General features: G+C 44.0%; 19 protein-coding genes. 2 read left to right on the top strand and 17 right to left on the bottom strand.

What is annotated here, in order from left to right:
- Positions 1-656: 656 nt before the first annotated feature.
- The 17 genes from DLM75_RS25125 to rimP form a co-directional block, all read right to left on the bottom strand.
- Positions 657-899 carry a DUF1349 domain-containing protein gene (locus DLM75_RS25125; RefSeq protein ID WP_206610868.1) on the bottom strand — a complete coding sequence of 81 codons (243 nt, stop codon included), beginning with the start codon at positions 897-899 and terminating at the stop codon, positions 657-659.
- On the bottom strand, positions 821-1,243 hold the full coding sequence (locus tag DLM75_RS20895) for a DUF1349 domain-containing protein (protein WP_206610869.1): 423 nt from the start codon (positions 1,241-1,243) through the stop codon (positions 821-823). The genes DLM75_RS25125 and DLM75_RS20895 overlap by 79 nt, the downstream gene beginning before the upstream one ends.
- A 135-nt stretch (positions 1,244-1,378) precedes the next feature.
- Positions 1,379-2,392, bottom strand: coding sequence for an LLM class flavin-dependent oxidoreductase (locus tag DLM75_RS20900; protein ID WP_118970438.1), 1,014 nt, complete (start codon positions 2,390-2,392; stop codon positions 1,379-1,381).
- 2 nt (positions 2,393-2,394) lie between these two features.
- A complete protein-coding gene (locus DLM75_RS20905; protein WP_118970439.1) occupies positions 2,395-3,189 on the bottom strand; it encodes an SDR family NAD(P)-dependent oxidoreductase in 795 nt (264 codons plus the stop codon).
- A 128-nt stretch (positions 3,190-3,317) separates the two neighbouring features.
- Positions 3,318-3,818, bottom strand: coding sequence for a hypothetical protein (locus tag DLM75_RS20910; protein WP_118970440.1), 501 nt, complete (start codon positions 3,816-3,818; stop codon positions 3,318-3,320).
- Positions 3,808-4,173: a hypothetical protein gene (locus tag DLM75_RS20915; RefSeq protein WP_118970441.1), complete on the bottom strand. Its 366-nt coding sequence runs from the start codon at positions 4,171-4,173 to the stop codon at positions 3,808-3,810. Before DLM75_RS20915 ends, DLM75_RS20910 begins: the two co-directional genes overlap by 11 nt.
- A gap of 120 nt (positions 4,174-4,293) precedes the next feature.
- Entirely contained in the window at positions 4,294-4,503 is a 210-nt protein-coding gene (locus tag DLM75_RS20920) for a hypothetical protein (protein WP_118970442.1), read from the bottom strand.
- A gap of 120 nt (positions 4,504-4,623) precedes the next feature.
- Entirely contained in the window at positions 4,624-5,061 is a 438-nt protein-coding gene (gene dut / locus DLM75_RS20925) for a dUTP diphosphatase (protein ID WP_118970443.1), read from the bottom strand.
- A gap of 1,421 nt (positions 5,062-6,482) precedes the next feature.
- A complete protein-coding gene (locus tag DLM75_RS20935) occupies positions 6,483-7,409 on the bottom strand; it encodes a hypothetical protein (protein ID WP_118970445.1) in 927 nt (308 codons plus the stop codon).
- Between the two features lie 339 nt (positions 7,410-7,748).
- The gene (locus DLM75_RS20945) at positions 7,749-9,035 is read right to left on the bottom strand and encodes a M16 family metallopeptidase (protein ID WP_118970447.1); all 1,287 of its coding nucleotides are present in this window, start codon (positions 9,033-9,035) and stop codon (positions 7,749-7,751) included.
- 15 nt (positions 9,036-9,050) lie between these two features.
- Complete coding sequence (pnp, locus tag DLM75_RS20950) at positions 9,051-11,147, bottom strand: polyribonucleotide nucleotidyltransferase (protein ID WP_118970448.1); 2,097 nt, start codon at positions 11,145-11,147, stop codon at positions 9,051-9,053.
- An 11-nt stretch (positions 11,148-11,158) separates the two neighbouring features.
- Positions 11,159-11,425 carry a 30S ribosomal protein S15 gene (gene rpsO / locus DLM75_RS20955; protein WP_069609165.1) on the bottom strand — a complete coding sequence of 89 codons (267 nt, stop codon included), beginning with the start codon at positions 11,423-11,425 and terminating at the stop codon, positions 11,159-11,161.
- 52 nt (positions 11,426-11,477) lie between these two features.
- Positions 11,478-12,407 (bottom strand): tRNA pseudouridine(55) synthase TruB, encoded by a 930-nt coding sequence (gene truB / locus DLM75_RS20960; RefSeq protein ID WP_118970449.1) that lies wholly within the window; start codon positions 12,405-12,407, stop codon positions 11,478-11,480.
- Complete coding sequence (gene rbfA, locus DLM75_RS20965; protein WP_118970450.1) at positions 12,364-12,717, bottom strand: 30S ribosome-binding factor RbfA; 354 nt, start codon at positions 12,715-12,717, stop codon at positions 12,364-12,366. The genes truB and rbfA overlap by 44 nt, the downstream gene beginning before the upstream one ends.
- Positions 12,718-12,732: 15 nt before the next feature.
- Entirely contained in the window at positions 12,733-15,438 is a 2,706-nt protein-coding gene (gene infB, locus DLM75_RS20970) for a translation initiation factor IF-2 (protein WP_118970451.1), read from the bottom strand.
- Between the two features lie 66 nt (positions 15,439-15,504).
- Complete coding sequence (gene nusA / locus DLM75_RS20975) at positions 15,505-16,899, bottom strand: transcription termination factor NusA (RefSeq protein WP_118970452.1); 1,395 nt, start codon at positions 16,897-16,899, stop codon at positions 15,505-15,507.
- A 1-nt stretch (position 16,900) separates the two neighbouring features.
- Positions 16,901-17,389, bottom strand: a complete 489-nt coding sequence (rimP, locus tag DLM75_RS20980) for a ribosome maturation factor RimP (protein ID WP_118970453.1) — start codon at positions 17,387-17,389, stop codon at positions 16,901-16,903.
- A gap of 199 nt (positions 17,390-17,588) precedes the next feature.
- Here rimP and DLM75_RS20985 point away from each other — a divergent pair, with 199 nt between their 5' ends.
- Entirely contained in the window at positions 17,589-18,755 is a 1,167-nt protein-coding gene (locus tag DLM75_RS20985; protein ID WP_118970454.1) for an LIC_12708 family protein, read from the top strand.
- Entirely contained in the window at positions 18,746-20,230 is a 1,485-nt protein-coding gene (locus DLM75_RS20990; protein ID WP_118970455.1) for an NAD(P)H-hydrate epimerase, read from the top strand. The genes DLM75_RS20985 and DLM75_RS20990 overlap by 10 nt, the downstream gene beginning before the upstream one ends.
- Positions 20,231-20,232: the final 2 nt, after the last annotated feature.

The raw sequence follows: 20,232 nt of genomic DNA on the forward strand, positions 1-20,232 counted from the left end.
CAATAGAACTCATTCGTAAAAACGGTCCAGTGTAGGAGCTATTACAAAAAGGGATGATTTCTCACAAGACTCGCTCTCCCGCGTTTAGGCGAACCTCGTAGAAACGCCCTTAGACCCAAAGGCGCTCAAATCGCACAATAGAACTCATTCGTAAAAATACAAAGTGTAGGAGCTATTACAGAAGGCATTCTTTTTCGAAAATCTCGTTCTCCCGCGTTTAGGCGAACTTCGTAGAAACGCCCTTAGACCAAAAAGCGCCCAAATCGCACAATAGAACTCATTCGTAAAAATACAAAGTGTAGGAGCTATTACAAAAAGGGATGATTTCTCACAAGACTGCCTTTCCCGCGTTTAGGCGAACTTCGCCCTAGGTCACCAGAATTCCGAACAATCAAAATGAAAAGATTCGTTCCGTCGCAAACCGTAGGAACGAAAAAAACGCATTGGGATAAAATCACGACAATCAGAAGTCTTTGGAATTTTCCTTTAGCGCAATGCGCCTCCTCAGTGAACCGATCGTTTCCAACATTGTGTGAATCTTTCAAAACGTAGAATCGAATTTTTTTGAGAAGCAAAAATTACTTCAAAAAAAGAAACGATCAATCCAATACAAACCGTCAAAAAAATATCTCTAAGAAAGTGAAAGTTTACTAAAATCAAACCATCCATTCCGAAGCTTCCAAACAAAACCGATCAAAAATGCATTCAAACGAACGATCCATCGGGCTACAGGCGTAGATTCCCACTTGCAAACTTTTTTCCGTTGAATGTAAATGAGTAATTCTTAGCTGATTCCATTCTATTCCATTTTCAGAATATTCTAATAAGAAATCATTCCCTTTACTCTGAATTCGATACCATAAAGAATGAATCTCGGAACGAATATCAATGGTCGCCAATCCGAGTATCCGAAATTCGTAACGACCGAGCCCAAACGGGAATGTCTTGGATTCTCAAATTCTACCGATGTTTTGATCCAATTTTCTGAGTCGATCCTTACGATCAATCCGCACTGATCATATTGATTCTTTGGAAAAAATTCGGTTCTTACCGACATCGAAAAATCGTAGTCAATGGGTTTAAGCAGACAATGACCAGTGTCCCTTTGAAAACCGTAATGTGTCCATTGCCAGAAATCCGTATCCGGAGACGATTTCAGAAATAACCTTTCTCCTTTAATATCAAACTCTGGAATATTGTACCAGAAAAATCCTTTCTCAATTCCCTCGCCTTCATGAAGCATTTAAGAATCTCCTCTTGTAGGCGCGATCCATCCTTCTTTCAAAAACGCATTTTCTCCGATACAAAGAAATCGCGTATGATTTTATCAATAGATAAAAGAAAGAATTTTGGAATCCGAAAAAGAACTGAAACTTTATTAAATAGAAACTGCCGGCTTTAGATCAAAGGCGTTTGCAAGAAGACGGTAAGAACGAAGTCTATCTTCAAAGTCAAAAGTGATCGTCGTCACGACAACCTCTTCTACTTCGTATTCTTTTGTTAGTCGAATGATATCTTCCTTAACTTTATCGGGAGTTCCGGCAACCATCCTTCCACGATTCTGAAGAATCACCGCTTTTTCAAAGTCGGAATATTCAGTTTGAATCACTTCTTCGTAAGACGTCACTCCCTCGCTGATTCCTTTTCCGATGTTCAACAATTGACGATCCATTACCGCTTGTAATTCTTCTGCTTTTTTCTCCGTCTCTGCACAGAGGACAAAAATGCCCAAGCTTGCATTCGGGAAAGCTAATGTTTCGGACGGACGAAACCGCTCTCTATATGCTTTCACTGCATTGGGTCCACCTATAGGGTTGATAAAATGCGCAAAAGAAAGTGCTAATCCGAAATGAGCCGCAAGAAGGCCACTCTCACCGCTCGAAGTAAGAATCCACAATTCCGGCACCGTATCTGCCTTCGGAATCGCTTTTACCTTCGTCTGAATCGAATCTTCCTCAGCGCGATCGGTTAGAAAACATTGTAGATCTAAGAGTTGTTGTCCGAAATCGTTTCGAACAAATTGAGCTCCCGGATTTAAAATCGATGCTGTCAGTCGATCGCTCCCCGAGGCTCTTCCTAAACCTAAGTCGATTCTTCCGGGAAACAGAGTTTCCAACATTCTAAAATTCTCAGCGACTTTTAGCGCACTGTGGTTCGGAAGCATCACACCTCCCGAGCCGACCCGAATCTTTTTCGTCACTCCGGCAAGATGAGAGATCAAAACTTCCGGCGTAGAACCGGCGAGTCCTTGAATATTATGATGTTCTGATACCCAATATCGGGTATAGCCGAGTTCATCCGCTAACTTAGCGAGTTCAATCGTTTCCAAAACGGCCTGTCTCGCGGAACCTCCTTTGCGAAGAGGTGATTGATCTAAAACACTCAACTTCATATTTAAAACGCCGACTTTACAACTCCGCCGTCTACGCGCATCGCCGCGCCATTCGTGCCGGAGGACAAGTGACTCGAAAGATACGTGACCAAATTCGCGATTTCGTCGACACTTTCAAATCTTTGAAGAAGAGAAGATGGACGAGCGTTTTTAAAAAAATCGTTCTCTACGGTTTCTGTTGAAACGTTTTGATTCTTAGCGAGATTTTCAATAAACCCTCCCACACCTTCGGAACGAGTTGGCCCCGGAAGAACGGAATTGACGGTAACGTTAGTTCCCTTTGTAAGTTCGGCGAGTCCTCTCGCGAGTGAAATCTGTGCGCTTTTCGTAACGCCATAGTGAATCATCTCTTCAGGAATTTGAACTCCGGATTCGCTTGAAATAAAAAGAATTCTTCCCCAATTTTTCTTCAACATTTTCGGGAGATAGAATCTTGAAAGCCTAACTCCGCTTAATAAATTAATCTCCAAAAAACGAAACCAGTCTTCATCCGGAATTTCGAGAAAGTCTTTCGGTTCAAAAATCCCCACATTATTTATGAGAATATCTACCTCTGGTAATTCCTTAAGAATCGAATCAATTTCTTGTTTTTTTCCGAAGTCGGCAATCAAACCTTTTACATCCGCGTTTGGGATCTCTTTTTTCAGTTGTTCAATCGCTTGATCTACTCTCGATTCCGTTCTTCCGTTGATGAATACGATTGCACCTTCGTTTAGCAGTTGTTTTGCGATCGCGAATCCGATTCCTGCCGTGGAGCCCGTAACAAGAGCTCTTTTACCTTTTAACAACGTTTCCATTCAATTCTATAACTCCGGTTTCTATAGAAATTAGACAGTTTTCATCGGAGTCGGAATTAAAAACGAAAGCTACTTTTGCACTTAAAGTAGACTCTAAGTCGCCAAAAAAAATCGAGTTATGATAAACATTACATTTTTTCCAAGGTAAAAAAGCAATCAGCCAAGGAATCGAAAACCGGCCGCATCTCGAATTCGAGGTCGCTTTCGACACGAATCTCGTTTCCATCCTCGTCTTCATCTTCAAATTCGTCGCCGAGGTTTCCCTTGTGTTTCAGGAGATAAACTGCGCAAGGATCTTCGGAATCATACACGGGGAAAAGAACGAAATTATAGATAAAATTATCTTCCTCAAAGGCAGGCTTCAATTCGGCGAATGCGATCGGTTCATCCGTGTTGAGTCCTTCCGCGATTGCGATTCGAATACTTTGGTCCACAAGACCTCCGATCGGTCTTTCAAAATTCTTGATCAAATCCACTTCGAAAAGCCGATTCGATTCTTCTTGTAAGAAATTCTTTTTAGAAAAATTGATAAATTCACCGCTAAGAATTCTTTCACTCAGAAGAGACGGAATACTCGTTCCAAAGGCGGCTTGATAACAGTCCAGAAGATATTTGTTTTTATCCTTCACTTTTCACCTCGTAATCGAATTGCATCGATCCTTCGTTTTGCCGCATCTTCTCTAACAAACGAACCGCGTAGAGTCCGATATTTAGATGCCCGAAAAAAAAGACAAAGCCGATCGTCAAATCCTGGTTTTGGATGAATTCCGATGACGAATCGTCCAAAATTTTCAAGCCCATTGCTATCGACCAGGTCCATTCTTGCTCCGGACGAAGACGGACAAACAGAGGAAAATGGAGAATAAGACGTATTTCGTTTCGATCCGGAGCGAGTTCTTCTCCGAGAAAAATTTCCAAAATTAAAATCTCTAAAATGGAGGAGAAGGTGAGAAGAATCAAGTATTCCAGATCATCTTCTATCAACTCCGAAACCGAATTTTTATTATTGATTATATTCTAATATGATAATATATTAGGAACGAATGAAAAAATAAAAAACAAGGATCGTCAAAAAAAGAAACAATATTTTCGAGAGGATTCCATTTAGATTTTCGGATAAGCGCGTAAAATCCAGAGAAACGCGATCCCAAAACCGCCGCCTGCAAAGGGTATCGCAAAAAAGAACAAAATAAGATCCGATCGATCTCGTTTTACTTCGAGAATCAAGGATCCGGAAAAAATTCCGGATCCCAATCCGATTCTTAGAATAGGAAACGATCGAGAAAAATCGTTTTCTTCTTCCATTCGCCGCATTGAGAATCGTTCCATTCTTTCAAAAGCAAAGGTCTCGAAGAAACAATAAATACCGGTTTAGGATTTCCGATTTTTTCTTTTGAAGCTACAAAAAAACTTACGTGACTTTAAAAAAGAACGTTAGGCGCCCGTTGAACCAAATCCGCCCGCGCCTCTTTCCGTCTGGTCCGAAAATTCTTCGACGAGTTCCCATTCCGAATACCAGGTTCTACGAATGAGTAGTTGAGCAATTCTCATCCCGTGTTCGACAACGAAAGGAGAATCTCCCAAATTAAGAAGAGGAATCATCAGTTCGCCTCGGTAGTCGCTATCGATCGTCCCGGGAGAATTCGGAATCAGAATTCGATTCTTTGTTGAAAAACCGGATCTAGGACGAATTTCAAAATGGTATTCCGGGGGAATTGCGAAAGAAAGTCCAGTGGGAATCAGAAAAACCTTTCCTGGTTCGAGGATCAGATTCGAATCCAGACAGGCGTGCACATCGTATCCTGCGGAATGAGTCGTCTGTAGTGATGGAAGCTCCGCATTCGGTTTTATTTTTTTCACTGAAATTTTCATTTTTTCACCCTTCTCTTCTAGATACTTTTTAGCAAGAAAGAGATTTCCATGTTTCTAAAAGAAACGTTCCCAACAATCTTTTAATGAAGTAGATTTTGAGATGCATCCCGGGTAAAAGTACAATGCAAAGATAACTCGATTCTAATTCGAATAGTGCGTTTAGGCGAACTTCGTAGAATTGCGATGGACGTCCAGTGTCGCAGTTTCTACAACGACCCCAGCAAAAAACGTCAGTCGACCTTTGCTTCTCAGAGTGTTGCTGTGTGAAGGGATTGGGCGAGGTTTGAGTCGGCGTAGCTATGGCCCGCAAATCAAAGTCAAAAAGTGCAATGTGCATGCGATTGACCATTTGTACCAATGCAAACAGCGAGTCCTCAAAAAAAAGCGGTAAGAGGAAATAGATTCTGGGTAAAGTTATACTTGTAACAAATTTGGTAAATACGTTCACATTACGGTATTCTAAAAAGAAAAGATAGAATTGATACGAATCAATTTTTCAAGCTCTTCCCTTCCCGCAAAACACAGTAAAGAAACATCAGCTTGAGTCCACAGGCAAGTTGGCTTTTTTTTCGGAAGATTTTCTAGATCCAAATTTAAAATTTGTGGCTTCCTCTTTCAATCCGTTCTAAAAAATCAGAATGGCCTTCTGTAGAAAATGAACACAAAGAAGCAACTTCTGTAACTACTTAGTAAGGCGCGAATAGCGACCCGTTATAGGATTCCATCGGGCGAAAATCGAATGGATGCTTCAGAGAAAAGAAGAGATAAGAACTTAGAACGCAAAGGGTCAGTCGTCACATCTTGGGTCCCATCTTTTATCTTCCGTTCCATCCAAAGTCTTTAACGCGCCTGAATCAGAAAAGCGCCAAGCACAATATCCATATTGAAACCATCTCAACAAAGATATCCCATGAAACGCTTTGATTTCGTCCGGTGAATGATGCCAATGAGGAGGCAATATCGAGAAGAATAAATCGTTCAAAATCAGCTTCGCCCTCATGACGAATGAAAACAAAAAATGCCGGAGGGAGCCGCGATCCACAATTTTGTCGACCTTCGGATGGGAATAAATATACCTAATTCCTTGTAAGGCCTGCCCTAAATTGAGTACGGCATGTTTGACATATTCTATTAGAAAATCGTTAAACCATTTCAGCATTTGTTTCCCTGAAGATAGCAGTAAAATATGTATATGTCAAGTTAGAATCGACCGATGGTTCACTCTGTCTTCGTAGCAACGGTCCACAACCCAAAGAAACTGGGACGTGCCTTGCATATGCAAGACAGATAAATGACGCGAGAAAATATAACGGGGCGGAAAGCGAGCCTTAGTTCCAATCGAAGTGCAGGTGGCCAGGTTAGACAGAGATAGCAAATGTCGAAGTGCCCGAGCAAGTCGAAGTAAGACGCGAAATGGTCTCCTAACAAGTATGAGTAATAATTTCGAATTCATTTTCCTGAAAGCAAATCTCACAATATCGACCTACTCCAAGAAAATTAGCTGGAAGCAAATTTTTCGCGAACGGATTTGGAATATAGATTAAATCGGCTCCCAATTTGCTCAAGCATTCGTGATTCCATACATCGTGCAGAGAAAAAATAACTCCTGTAATAAAATCATACTTTGCGGAAGCAAAGGCAAGTTTATCGACTAATGACTCGTTATTCTTCTTGATAGCGTCTGAATAGCGAATTCCCTCTTTTACAACTTCCATGGTATTCTTATCGTATGTGATATATCTGTCTCCAATTGGGAAAAGCGCACCCAGGATTCTAGGATATCCTTGCTCTGTTCTTGCACTTGATACTTTTGCGCCACTAATGGCAATTATCACGGGCTGATCACGTTTTATTTGCCCTGAATTTATGTATCCCACTATTTTCTTTTGTTTTTCGAAGAACGAATTAGTGTATCTTAATATGATTTTTTTATCTGGAACATCCTCTGCTTTCCAGGTTGAAGAGTCATTTGGATCATAGCAAATATCTTCTGGAACGCTATCCGGATTATTTGGATCTCCATTAGTAGCGCTCACACACTCAATCCAAGTATCCAACTCTTTGATGAATATATCTGGTCCAAAATCGGAACTACTTAAAGTATAAGCTTTGTTCGCGAGAAGACAATTTGCTAAATACATCTCAAAATAACACGAATGAAATTTAGAACGTATTTGTGTTCGAAATTTCAGATCGGCGAGATGCTTGTAATTTGACCAGAGCAGGTCTATAAACTTCCTAACGTGTTCTTGATGGTCACTTAAAATACCGGCCTCACCGAATAAGTCATTGTATTCAGAATCTTCCCCTATTATTTCTGAATCAAGAAGGTCCGATTTATAATCCATTGCGCACCATGTCGTCTAACTTGGAATTTTACGAATTTCACGAAAGCACAATTTGCGACGACCAAAACAGCTACATTTCCAATCTCAGCAAAAGTATTCATCCTAGAAACGTAATTCGTATCTGAGCCTATCGGTGGGCAAGTGGAAACCTTTGTTCTTGGGGAGCTACGCGAACTTCGAAAGAGACTCGAACTCCGCAACAACCACGGGCAAATTTCTCAGATCTACCGGCGAACCATTTCCGAAATTCAAGAAGCCGCAAATAGGTTAAAGCCGCGAAACATTTCAATTTCGATTTTAAGAAAATAAATTGAAATCGAGAGAATCTTAGAGATAGAATCAAAGAGAAAAAAGTTTCTGAACCGCTTTTTCTTCTTTGACTCCAAGATTACCAAGAGCGGACAAATGGAGTTTTGGAATTCCAAAAACTGATTTTGCAAACTCGTTGAGATCGTCCAGAGTAATCGAATAGATTTCCTTCACCCTTTCTTCGTAAGAATAATTTCTTCCGTAGTAGAGTTCCATCAGAGCGATCGTATTCATTCGAGATTCCGTTTGCTCGTAGCTGATGGATAGCGTTCCCTCGTGGTTGGTCTGGGCGTCTCGCAGTTCTTTTTCCGTGATGCCCTGGTCCAGGATCGATTTGAGTTCGTCGGAGATGGTTTCCATACAAGTAATGAATTTGTCTTTCGAAGTGGAACAAACGATACTATTGATTCCGACATCCGCGTAAGAAGAAGGATAAGCGGTAATCTGATAACAGAGTCCCTTCTCTTCTCGCACCCTTTGAAAAAGTCGGGAAGAAGTTCCACCGCCTAAGATATGAGTAAACAAACTCGCTTTGGAAGCGTTGTGAAACTCTCTTTGAAAACCCTCGCCGCCCAAAATAAAATAAACCTGTTCCAACTTTTTCTTTTTTGGAAAGTATCCCCATTTTTTTTTGGGAAGAATCAGATCGTTTCCTTCTTTCTTTTTCTTCCTTGTTTTGCTGAAGTATTTTCCAGCGATGGAAAAAATTTCATCCGGTTCGAAGTTACCGGAAATCGAAAGAAACATATTTTCGGTGTGGTAATTCGTATCATAGAATTCTAATAGACTCTTATGACTCACCTTGGAAATGGATTCCCTTGTTCCGATGATGTCTCGACCCAAAGGATTCTTTGGAAAAAAGTTCTGATAGTAAAAGTCGTGGATATAATCTTCCGGAGAATCTTCATAACCTTGGAGTTCTTCCAAGATCACACCTGCCTCGTTTTCGATATCCGATTGTTTGAGCAGAGGCTCGTAGATCATTTCGGATAACAATTCTAATCCCAGATCCAGGTGTTTACCGGCTACGGTAACGTGAAAGTAAGTATATTCTCTGGAAGTCGCCGCGTTTGTAAAACCGCCGACTCGTTCGATGTCTTCCGCTTGTTCTTTTGCGGAGCGTTTCTCCGTGTCTTTGAAGAGCATATGCTCTAAAAAATGACAATAGCCTGCGTTCTTCGGAGATTCATGTCTGGAACCGACTCGGACAAAAACGCCGGCGGAGACACTGACTGTATGAGGAGCTTTTTGAAAGAGGACCGTGATGCCCCCGGGAAGAACTTTCCTATAGACTTGCTGTGAAGGTTCTTGCTCCAAGGGCGTTTTGAAATTCTAAACTTGCTCTTCTTCGAGCGCGTCTTTTCTGGAAAGATCAATCTTTCCGGTTTTGTCCACGTTGAGGACTTTCACACGGATGATATCTCCTTCCTTTACGATATCTTTAACGGAATTGACTCTCTTAAAATCGATCTTAGAGATATGACAGAGACCTTCTTTTCCGGGAAGAATTTCGACAAAGGCTCCGAAGTCGGCGATCCGTTTCACCTTGCCTTCGTAGATCTTTCCTACTTCTACTTCGGTAAAGAATCCATCGACCATCTTCGCGGCTTTCTCCGCCGACTCTTGGTTCGCACCGGAAATCGTTACGCGACCGTCGTCTTCGATATAGAGTTCTGCACCCGTGAGTTCGCTGATACCACGAACGTTCTTACCGCCGGGGCCGATCAATTCCCCGATTCTATCTTTAGGAATATTTCTCACGATGATTCTCGGAGCGGTTCCCGCAAGATGATCCGCGGCCTTGGCGATATGTTTCTCCATAATATCAAGAATATGGAATCTACCTTTTTGAGCCTGAGTAAAAACGTTTTCAAGAACGTCGAAACTCACTCCGGTAACTTTCAAGTCCATCTGGAATGCGGTGATCCCTTTTCTGGTTCCCGCAATTTTGCAGTCCATATCGCCGAAATGATCCTCAAGACCTGCGATATCGGAGAGAACCGCGAACTTTCCGGAATTGTCAGAGAAAAGTCCCATCGCGATTCCGGAAACGCTACCCTTGATCGGAACACCCGCCGCCATCAGCGCGAGAGAACCGGAACAAACCGACGCCATAGAACTGGAACCGTTGGATTCTAAGATTTCGGAAACAACTCGAATCACGTAAGGGAATTCATCCGGTTTTGGAAGAACGAGTTTCAACGCTCTTTCCGCCAAATTCCCGTGACCAATTTCCCTTCTTCCAGGACCGGAAGATCTACGAACCTCACCTACGGAAAACGCAGGGAAGTTATAGTGAAGCATAAAGGACTTCTCTTTTTGTCCTTCGAGGGTTTCGTATCTCTGATTGTCGGATCCGGTCCCAAGAGTCACAACTCCCAGAGACTGGGTTTGACCTCTTGTAAAAACGGAAGATCCGTGAGGACCCGGAAGAGGATTGATTTCAACTGAAATCGGACGAATTTCGTCTAACTTTCTTCCGTCAAAACGAGTTCCTTGTGTTAAAACTTGTTCGCGAACGATCTCGTATTCCAATTCGTGAAGATAAGTTTTGATATCTTTGATCTTCTCGGATTCTTCTACGGTTTGTTTGAAGAATTCCACGACTTCTTTGTTTACGTTCGAGATTTCTTTGTTACGAGACGTTTTATCGGAAGTTTGATTTGCCGCTTTTAATTTTTCAAAAGCATATTCTTTCACTTTCGCGAGAAGCTCTTCGTCTTTTTTTCTGAGCTTCACTTCTCTTTTGACAACGCCGATTTTTTTCGCGTATTCTTCTTGAAGAGTTACGAATTCTGCGATGTATTTTTGCGCGAAACGAAGCGCGGCGAGCATTTCCTCATTGCTGAGTTCTTTAGCTTCCCCTTCGATCATCACGATATGGGTTTTGGTTCCGGCTACGACAAGATCCAAATCCGAATTCACGATTTCTTTTGTGGTCGGATTGAGAATCAGTTCCCCGTTGATTCTTCCGATTCTCGCACCCGCAATCGGACCGTTGAACGGAATATCAGAAACTGCTAATGCGGCGCTCGCGGCGTTTAACGCGTGTCCGGCTACGGAAACGTCTCCGTCCGCGGAAAGGACCTGCACTTGCAATTGCACTTCGCAGAAATATCCTTCCGGAAACAAGGGACGAATCGGCCTGTCTATGATTCTTGAAATGAGAATTTCGTGTTCAGGAGGTTTGGCTTCTCTTTTGAAATAGCCGCCCGGAAAACGACCGACGGAATAAAGTTTCTCGGTATATTCGCAGGTAAGAGGGAAAAAATCTTGTCCCTCTTTCGCGTCATCGGCCGCACAAACGGTGGCTAATAAAACCAGATTACCAGACTTATAAACTACGGACCCGTGAGCTTGTTTCGCCCAGTTACCGGTTTCTAAAACGATAGAATCACGACCGTATTGGCCGGAAATTGTATGTGTCATGGCGGACTCGCTTACTTACGAAGTCCGAGAGTTTCGATCAGCTTTTTATAACGGTCTAGTTCGGTTCTTTTGAGATAGTCCAGAAGTTTCTTTCTTTTGCTCACGAGTCTTAAAAGACCGGTTTTGGAATGAAAATCTTTTTTGTGGGACTTAAAATGTTCGTTGAGTTCTTTGATTCTCGCATCAATCAGAGCGACTTGCACTTCTGTGGAACCAGTGTCTCCCGCCTTACGGGCAAAATTACTGATAATTGTTTTTTTCTGTTCAGTAGCTATCATATCGTGAATATACCTTTTTACCATTTTTCAGGTCATAGGCCCCCCTTTAAAGCTAATTTTTAGGGAAGACTCTTAAATATTTATAATCTAACTCATGAATTCCATGTTCTTCCTTTTTACACCACGCAAGAATCTCACCTTCCGGGGAAACGAGCAAAAATTCGGTGGGAGGAATCCATTCCAACTTCGTTTTTCGTCCATTGAGGACGTTTCGGACTTCCGTCCCGGGAATCTCCATGGTTGGAAATTCTAAGATCGCCTCGGGAGGATGAATTTTGACCTTCCCTTCCAAAAGGTTCTCATAAGAATCCGCTTGATTCAAATGAATCTTTCCGATGCTCGTGCGCACCAGTCTTTCGAGGCGCAGAGGAAACCCCGCACGATCGGAAATGTCCATGACGATCTTTCGGATATACGTGCCCGCAGAAACCCGAATCTTAAATTGAATCGAGTCTGCGCCAAAGTCTCCGAGTTCGAATTGATAAACACGAATTTTTCGAACAGCGGGAACCAAGGCCACTCCTTCTCGAAAGAGGTCGGACCTTCTTCTTCCGTTCACTTTGAGAGCGGAAACTTCCGGCGCTTCCTGCGTTTCCCAAGTCGGAACCTGGAGGAAAAGTTCTTTGAGGAGATTTTGATTTTCTTGGAACCAGACCGCGGTCTGTTCTTTGGGAAGGGATTCTAAGATCTCTCCTTCTTTGTCTCCGGAGTCAGTGGACTCTCCGGGTTTTACCCAGGCCTCGTAGGATTTTTCTTTTTCTAAGAATACGCTGGAAAAACTCGTACAACTTCCTATGGGAAGAATCATGAGTCCGCTCGCGGCTCGATCCAGGGTTCCCGTATGACCGACTTTTTTTAAACGGAGTTTTTTACGTGCGACCACCACAAGATCCGATGAAGTCATTCCCTCGGGTTTGTGAATGAGTAAGAATCCGGAATCAGTCCGGATTGGTTGGTTTTCTGGTAAGTCTGAGTGATTCATCCAAACTCTGAATGTATTCCTCATCCCAGAGGAATTGAATTCTTGGTGCGATTCTTAAGCTTAACTTTCCCGATAACGTCGTCTGAAACAAACCCGCGGCGCTATTGAGTCCGGCTAATACCTTGATCTGTTTTTTCGGTGTGCAGATCGCGGTTACAAAGATTCGCATGTTCTTTCCGTCTTCGGAGATTTCCGCTCTGTGAACGGAAACCATATGCACCCTCGGATCCTTTACCTTCCCCGAAAGGATCATCATGGCTACGGTTCGAACTGCTTCCGCTTCGATTTTTTTTCTTCGGATCGGATTCACAGTCCGTTAACCTTGTTACTCAAGCTTACGCTTGATGACGGTAACGTTATACGCTTCGATGATATCTCCGGATTTGAAATCGTTAAACCCGTCCACTTGAATCCCGCACTCGAATCCGGAAACCACGTCGTTGACGTCGTCTTTGACCCGTTTGAGAGATTTGAGTTTCCCGTCGAACTTGATCACACCTTCGCTGATCACGCGCACATTGGCGGACTTCGCGATTTTTCCGGAAGTAACCATACAACCCGCGATATTTCCGACCTTGGAGACTTTGAAAATTTCTCTGATCTCCGCGGTTCCGATAACTTCTTCGATCTTTTCGGGTTCGAGAAGTCCTTCCATCGCGAGTTTGATTTCATCCACAACTTGATAGATGATATTGTAATACTTGATCTGAACCTGTTCTTTTTCGGCAAGAGCGATCGTCTTCGGATTCGCACGAACGTGGAAACCGATGATGAGAGCGTTCGAAGCGGATGCGAGCATCACGTCCATATCCACGATTGCTCCGGCTCCCGATTGGATTACGTTCAACTTCACTTCCGGAGTGGAAAGTTTTTCCAAGGATTCCTTGATCGCTTCCGCAGAACCGCGAACGTCCGCCTTGATGATCACCTTGAGTTCTTTCAAAGCGCCTTGTTTGATGAACTCATTCATATTTTCAAGAGTGACTTTTGAAGCGGATCCAGCGGCCGCGCCGGCGTTTCCGATTCTTTCGAATTCGATTCTGTGTTGAGAAATATTTCTGGCTTCTTTTTCATCCGCCATCGCATCGAACGGAGCTCCTGCGTCAGGTACTCCGTCGATACCGGTCACCTGTGCCGGAAACGCAGGTCCAGCTTCTTCGATCGACTGACCGAGATCGTTGTACATCGCCCGAACGCGACCGGAGAAAATTCCCGCAACAAACGGATCACCTACGCGCAAGGTTCCGTTCTGAATGAGAACCGTTGCGACGGATCCACGACCCGGATCGAGTTTGGCTTCGATGATGGTTCCTTTCGCTTTCCGTTTCGGATTCGATTTGAGATCCATCACTTCCGCTTGCAGAAGAATCATTTCTAAAAGTTTATCGATGCCGATATTTTCTCTCGCGGAGATTTTGGCATACATCGTTTGCCCACCCCATTCTTCCGTTTGGAGTCCGTGGTTGGCCAATTCTTGCATGATCTTATCCGGATTTGCGGTAGGAAGATCGATTTTGTTGATTGCAACGATGATCGGAACTTCGGCCGCTTTCGCGTGACTGATCGCCTCGAGAGTCTGAGGCATGACCCCGTCGTCTGCGGCAACCACCAACACTACGATATCCGTAACCTTAGCTCCCCGCGCTCTCATCGAAGTAAAGGCTTCGTGACCCGGGGTATCCAAGAATGTAATCAGTCCTCTTGCGGTTCTTACCTGATACGCACCGATATGTTGCGTGATTCCACCGGATTCGGTGTCGATCACGGAGCTGGTACGAATCGTATCCAACAATTTGGTCTTACCGTGGTCGACGTGACCCATGATGGTAACGACCGGAGGACGATTGATATAATCTTCAGGACTGTCTTTTTCTTCTTCGATGATCGTCTCTTCGTAGAGGGAAACGACTTTCACCTTACAACCGTATTCATCCGCCAAAAGGCCCGCGGTTTCCGCGTCGATGATATTGTTGATCGTCACCATCATTCCCATTTTCATGAGTTTTCCGATGACGTCTCCCGGTTTCAGGTTCATCTTTTTGGCGAGTTCGCCTACTTGAACATTTTCTAATATAGTAATTTCTTTAGGAACGGAGATTCCGGAAATTCCCACAACCTTCGACTTTTTGAATCTCTGTTTGAAGAATTTGGTGTTCTCTGCGCCTGAAAAATCCCTCTTATCGGAGGAGGATTTCTCTTTGTCGTGTCCCTTCTTCTTACTCGCGCCGGCGGCTCCTCTTGCTTGAGAGAGTTCCACTTCTGCGGAAGTAATCGGCATCGGACGTCCGCCCGGCCCGCCGGAACGATTTCCCGGACCACTGCCGCCAAAACGGTTTCCCGGTCCGGGAGCTTGTCCTGGACCCCGATTGCCTTGGTAACCGCCACCGCCACCTTGACCTGGTCCACGATTGCCTTGGTAACCACCACCCTGACCCGGGGGACGACTACCTTGATAACCCGTACCGCCGCCTTGGCCTGGTCCGCGATTGCCTTGGTAACCACCACCTTGACCCGGAGGACGACTACCTTGATAGCCGCCTCCGCCTTGGTAACCGCCACCTTGTCCTGGTCCACGATTGCCTTGGTAACCACCACCCGTATTCGGACGAGGGGCCGGTCTTGCGATTGGTCTAGATACGATAATGCTGGAATCTTCTTTTTGAAAAGGAGATGGAGACGGAGGATTGGAAGAATCTCCACCTTGTCCTTGAGGATCGCGAGGTGGTCTCTGCGGAGAACCCTGATGCGAATCTTGTTGTCTTCTCGGAGATTCTTCGTTTTTGACTTCTCTTTGAGAAGAAGGCGCCTGACGAACGATCGGCGATTGACCGGAATCCCCTCTTGGAGGAAGCGGTGTCACCGGTTTGGACGGAGCAGAGGATTCTGCCGTCGTTTCTTTTTTAGGAGATGCAGAGGCGGAAGGTGACGAAGGTGCTTCGTCCCCTTTCTTCTTAATGATCAGCTTCTTGCGTTTTCCCGCATCCGCCGCGCCCTGGAGCGTTTCCTTGATCGTCTTATTTTTATCTTCCATAATTGATACCCTGGCTTTCCGGAGTCACTAAAAGCTCCGGCTCTGAGAAAAACCCTACGGGTTTTCTCAGTTATCTTCCACCCATTCTACGGATTCTCTTAAAAGTTTGAGAATCTGTCCGGCGGTTGTATGTCCGATTCCTTGCAGTTTTGCCAGATCGTCTTGACTGTATTCGATCAGGGTTTCCAGATCCTTAATTCCTTCACTCTTCAGAATTCCCACGATACGGGCTGAGAGACCGGGAAGATCTTCGAGAGGAGTCAGGCCTTCATCCTCTTCTTCTTGTTCCGTTTGTGCTTTCGATTCTTCGGATGGAGAATAGAAAAGTCTTTCCAACCTTTCTCTCGCTTCCGGCGAAGCCAGCTCGGCGTTGTACTGCGCTACGGTTTTGATATCGATTTTATAACCGGCCAACTGAGAAGCGAGCTTCACGTTGGATCCGTTGATTCCGATCGCGAGAGAAAGTTGATCATCCGGTACGACAACCATCGCCTCTCTTCCGGATCCGTCCACTTTGACTTCCACAGGTTTTGCGGGAGAAATCGCGTTTGCGATAAATTCGGATGGATCATCGGATGCTTCTACGATATCGATTCTTTCGTTTCCAAGTTCTCTTACGATCGATTGGATACGAACCCCTTTCATACCGACGCAAGCGCCGACTGGATCGATGTCACCGCGAGTCGCTCGCACTACAACCTTTGTTCTGATCGAAGGTTGTCTTGCTACGTTGATGATTTCAACAAGTCCGTCGTAGATTTCAGGAATCTCCATTTCGAAAAGTTTCCGAACGAAATCAGCGGAAGCTCTCGAAAGAGTGATTACCGGGATCGGTTCTCTCGGACGAAGTTCCACTCTTTGAATGATTGCTTTGAGCCTGTCCCCGCTGTGATACTTCTCACCGGGATTTTGTTCCCTGCGAGGCATGATTCCTTCCACTTTCCCGAGGTCGATACTCATCGCGTCTTTTTTCCATCTCTGGAAATATCCGTGAGTGAGTTCCCCTTCTTTCGCCTTATACTCGTTATAGAGAAGTTCCTTCTCCATATCTTTGAGTCTTTGGAAAACCATCTGCTTCGCTTGGCTCGAGATGATTCGAGAAAGTTCGACCGGTTTTTCACGAAAGGAAACGACGGATCCGACTTCTGCGGAAGGATCGATCGCTTTCGCTTCTTCTAAACCGATTTCGAGTGGAGAAGACGAGGCTCCTTCCACTACTTTTTTTGCTATTGCTATAACGACGCTGTCTTTGCCGGATGCAAACTCTACTGTGACAGGAGAAGGTATGTCCGATTCTTCGGATTCTTCCAATCCTTCCAGTCCGGACTTTTTCTTATAGGCGGTTATAAGAGAATCACGTATGACTCCCATAACGGCTTCCCTATCCAGGGACTTGTCCGCACAAAATTGTTGGATTGCTTCCAACAGATTTCCTTCCGATTGTGTCTTCTTAACTGCCATATCAAATACTTACGTAGAGATTCCCTTTCAGTATATCCTTGAGCTTCAGGGTCGTCTGCTTTTTTCCGGCAGATTTTTTACCCTTCTGGAATTTTTCCAGAATCACCTGATCCTCAACTCGATCCATTATCCGGAAAATTCCTTCCTGAGGATTCTCTGATTCTCCGGATAGAAAAACCAGACGAACCGGTATTCCCCGGAATCGATCCAGGTCCCCCGGAAGGTCAAGCTTCCTTTCCGCACCTGCGGAGGAAACTTTAAGAGTATAATCCAGATCCGGTGAGATCCGTTCTAACTCTTCTTTCAGTTTTCTGGAAACTTGCTCACATTCCAGAAGGCTGACTGAACCATACGGATGTTCCAGATTGTCCAAGACAACCTCGATCAACGAATGGTTAGGCCTTTGGTTGACCTTTAATGAGTACAGCTTGACAGGCAAATGCAAGGCGCCATCCAGAATCGTCTCGATTTCTTCCCTGCTTACTGTCAAACCCCGGCCTTATAGAGAGAAAACTCACAAATGAATGAATTTTTCCTGATATCCTAATCAAACTATTCAAATTTGGCTACAGTGTAAAGTAAAAAAAGCCATGGATTCCGCGACCGATTGAATTCCATGGATTATTGCTTGTTTTCCAATCGATCCATTGGAATGGTATCGTTACATTCCCAGATCCAACCAGGTTTTCATGAGAAATCTCAATCCAATCTCCCGCATTCGCTCCTATCAAAGAAGAATTTCGATTCTTTCTTTTGGAATTCTTTCGTTCCTCGTTTTGATCGTAAGCTGTACTCGATTCAAAGTGGACAATTACAATTCTTATCTTTATGGAAGAATCAAATTAGGCAATACTCTCGCCGACGTTCAGGCGAAAATTTTGAACGGAGTTCCAACCAATCTTCCACAGACGTTGCCTGTCGTTGGTGGAAAGATCTACGTTCCCGATTTCGAACAATCCTTGTTGAAGGTATTCTCCACCGATGGGGAATTAAAATTCATATTAGGAACTTTGAAGGAAAAGGTCGGAGACAAATACAAAATCATTCCAGCAAAAATCGGAAAGATAGGACTTGTTGCGGTCAACGGTGACGAAGAAATTTATCTTCAATCAAGAACCGGAAAGGAAGAACAACCGAAAGTGGATCCTGCAACAGAAGATATTTTTTTAAAGAAGAGCGGATCGTTTGATACGGAATACAGAGAAGCAACCCCGTCCACGATTCTCCATTTTTCGGACGCTGGAAAATTATTGAATACGATCTCTGTGGAAGGAAACACCGGAAACACTCCTTTCGGCTATATAGAAAGAATGGAAACGGGAGAGGACGATCTTCTTTTTGTCTTTCACAGATCGAACGGTGAAATGAAACTTTCCGTATATGACAAAGGAGCGCTTCTACGATCGATCGGCGCTTCCAATTTTTCGAACGTAATCTCGGATTCGGATTCGACACAAGTTCGACTGGAGACGATCCTTCCCCATCTGGAAGGTAAATACGCGGTCGCTTCGTTTAGCATTTTTGATAAGAAGAATTCCCGTTTTAAGTCGAGAAAGATATTCAAGTATGATTTTGAAACGAAGTCCGCGACTCTGATCAAGGAAATACAGGACCCTTCCGAATCCTTGTATTGGATTTTAAAGGACAACAACTTCTTTCTCTGGGAAACCGAGACGGAAGAGGAAAGTTCGATTCGTCTCCAAGTGCACGACGACGAAGGAAATCACGTAAACAACATTCGATTGAACTACCTTCCTCCTAGGGGACTTTGGAGAGAAACCTGGATGGATTTGAACGACGAGATCTACTCCGCAAGAATCAAATCCGGATATCTGGAAATTCATAAATGGAAATAATGTTTTCCGAATATTCAGAATCCCTGTTTGACGATCAAGAAAGCAGGGATCTGGATCGGAGAACGATCGAAAATACCGGAATTTCCGGCTCTCACCTCATGGGCTTCGCGGCCCTTTCCGTCTACCAAAGATATCGAAAAAGAATTCTAAAATCCGATTCCGTTTTTATCCTTTGCGGGAATGGAAACAACGGAGGAGACGGGCTCGCCCTCGCCTTTTTTCTACTCCAGGAAGGAAAAGAATCCAAAGTCTTTTTAAAAGAAGGAAACCTTTCGGAAGAATCCACATATTATAAAAACCTACTATTGCGGGCTGGCGGCAAAATCCTAAATTTAGAATCCGACCCTCTTTTGTTCGAAGGGGAAAACGTTTTTATCGTCGACGCTCTTTTGGGAACAGGGTTTCAACCTCCGATTCGCGAACCATACGGATCCGTATTCGAGAAGATAAAAGAACAAAAAAGAAGGAGTCCGAAGAGAACCTTCGTCCTTAGCCTCGACGTCGTTTCCGGTTTTTCGGAAGAATCCATACTTCCCTTCCAAGTCGACGCGTTAGCCGAAATCGGAATGAAAAAGTGGAGGAATCGTTTTTTACCGAACGAAATCGAAAAATCATTCCATAGAATCGGATTTCCAACCTCGCAAAAAAAAGATTTCGATCCGGATCTTAAGATTAAAAAAACTCTCTGGAAAAGGATTCCGGATTCTTCCCTGAAAGAAGTTCTAAAAAGGGAAGAAAATTCGCATAAATATAAAAACGGATCTTTACTTCTGATCGGAGGTTCCCAGGGAATGTCGGGGGCGGCGCTTTCTTCGCTGTTCGCATTTCACGAGTTAGGTGGAGGAATTTCCCTTCTCTTAAGCCCTTCGGAAAAAACGATTCGTTCCGTTTTAAAAAAGGATCCGTCCTTGATGGTGGACAAGATCGGAGAAACTTCCGAAATTCTCTCGAGGTCCTTTGTCAAAAAGGCTTCGGTTTTTTTATTCGGTCCCGGACTCAAACCGGAAGAATGTCCCGTTGTGGATTTACCGAAGGATAAATATTGTATTTTGGACGCAGGAGCGCTCAAAGTTTACGGAGAAAAAATACTTCACGATAAGGTTCTACTAACGCCGCATACGGGAGAACTGGAAACGCTTTTAAACGGGAAAATTCGGAACGTAAAAGACGGAATCTCGCGCGCGAGTGAATACGCAAGATCGACTAACGTTCACGTCCTCTGGAAAAGACATTCTTCTTTTTTAATATGTCCGAATGGTGATTTGTTTTTCTGGGAAAGGACGGAACCGAAATTAGCGGTAATGGGAACCGGCGATCTTTTGGCGGGAATTTTGGCTTTTTTTCTTGCGAGAAAATTTTCCATTCCGGCCGCGACACAACTTTCTTTTTCCTTATTGACGAACGCCGCGGAAAGATCAAAAGGCTTTCCTACAGCTTCGGGCATTCGAAAACTTCTGCAAAAAGGAGAAAAATAAAA

Origin of the sequence: Leptospira stimsonii, from assembly GCF_003545885.1 — a bacterium.
GTDB lineage: Bacteria > Spirochaetota > Leptospiria > Leptospirales > Leptospiraceae > Leptospira > Leptospira stimsonii.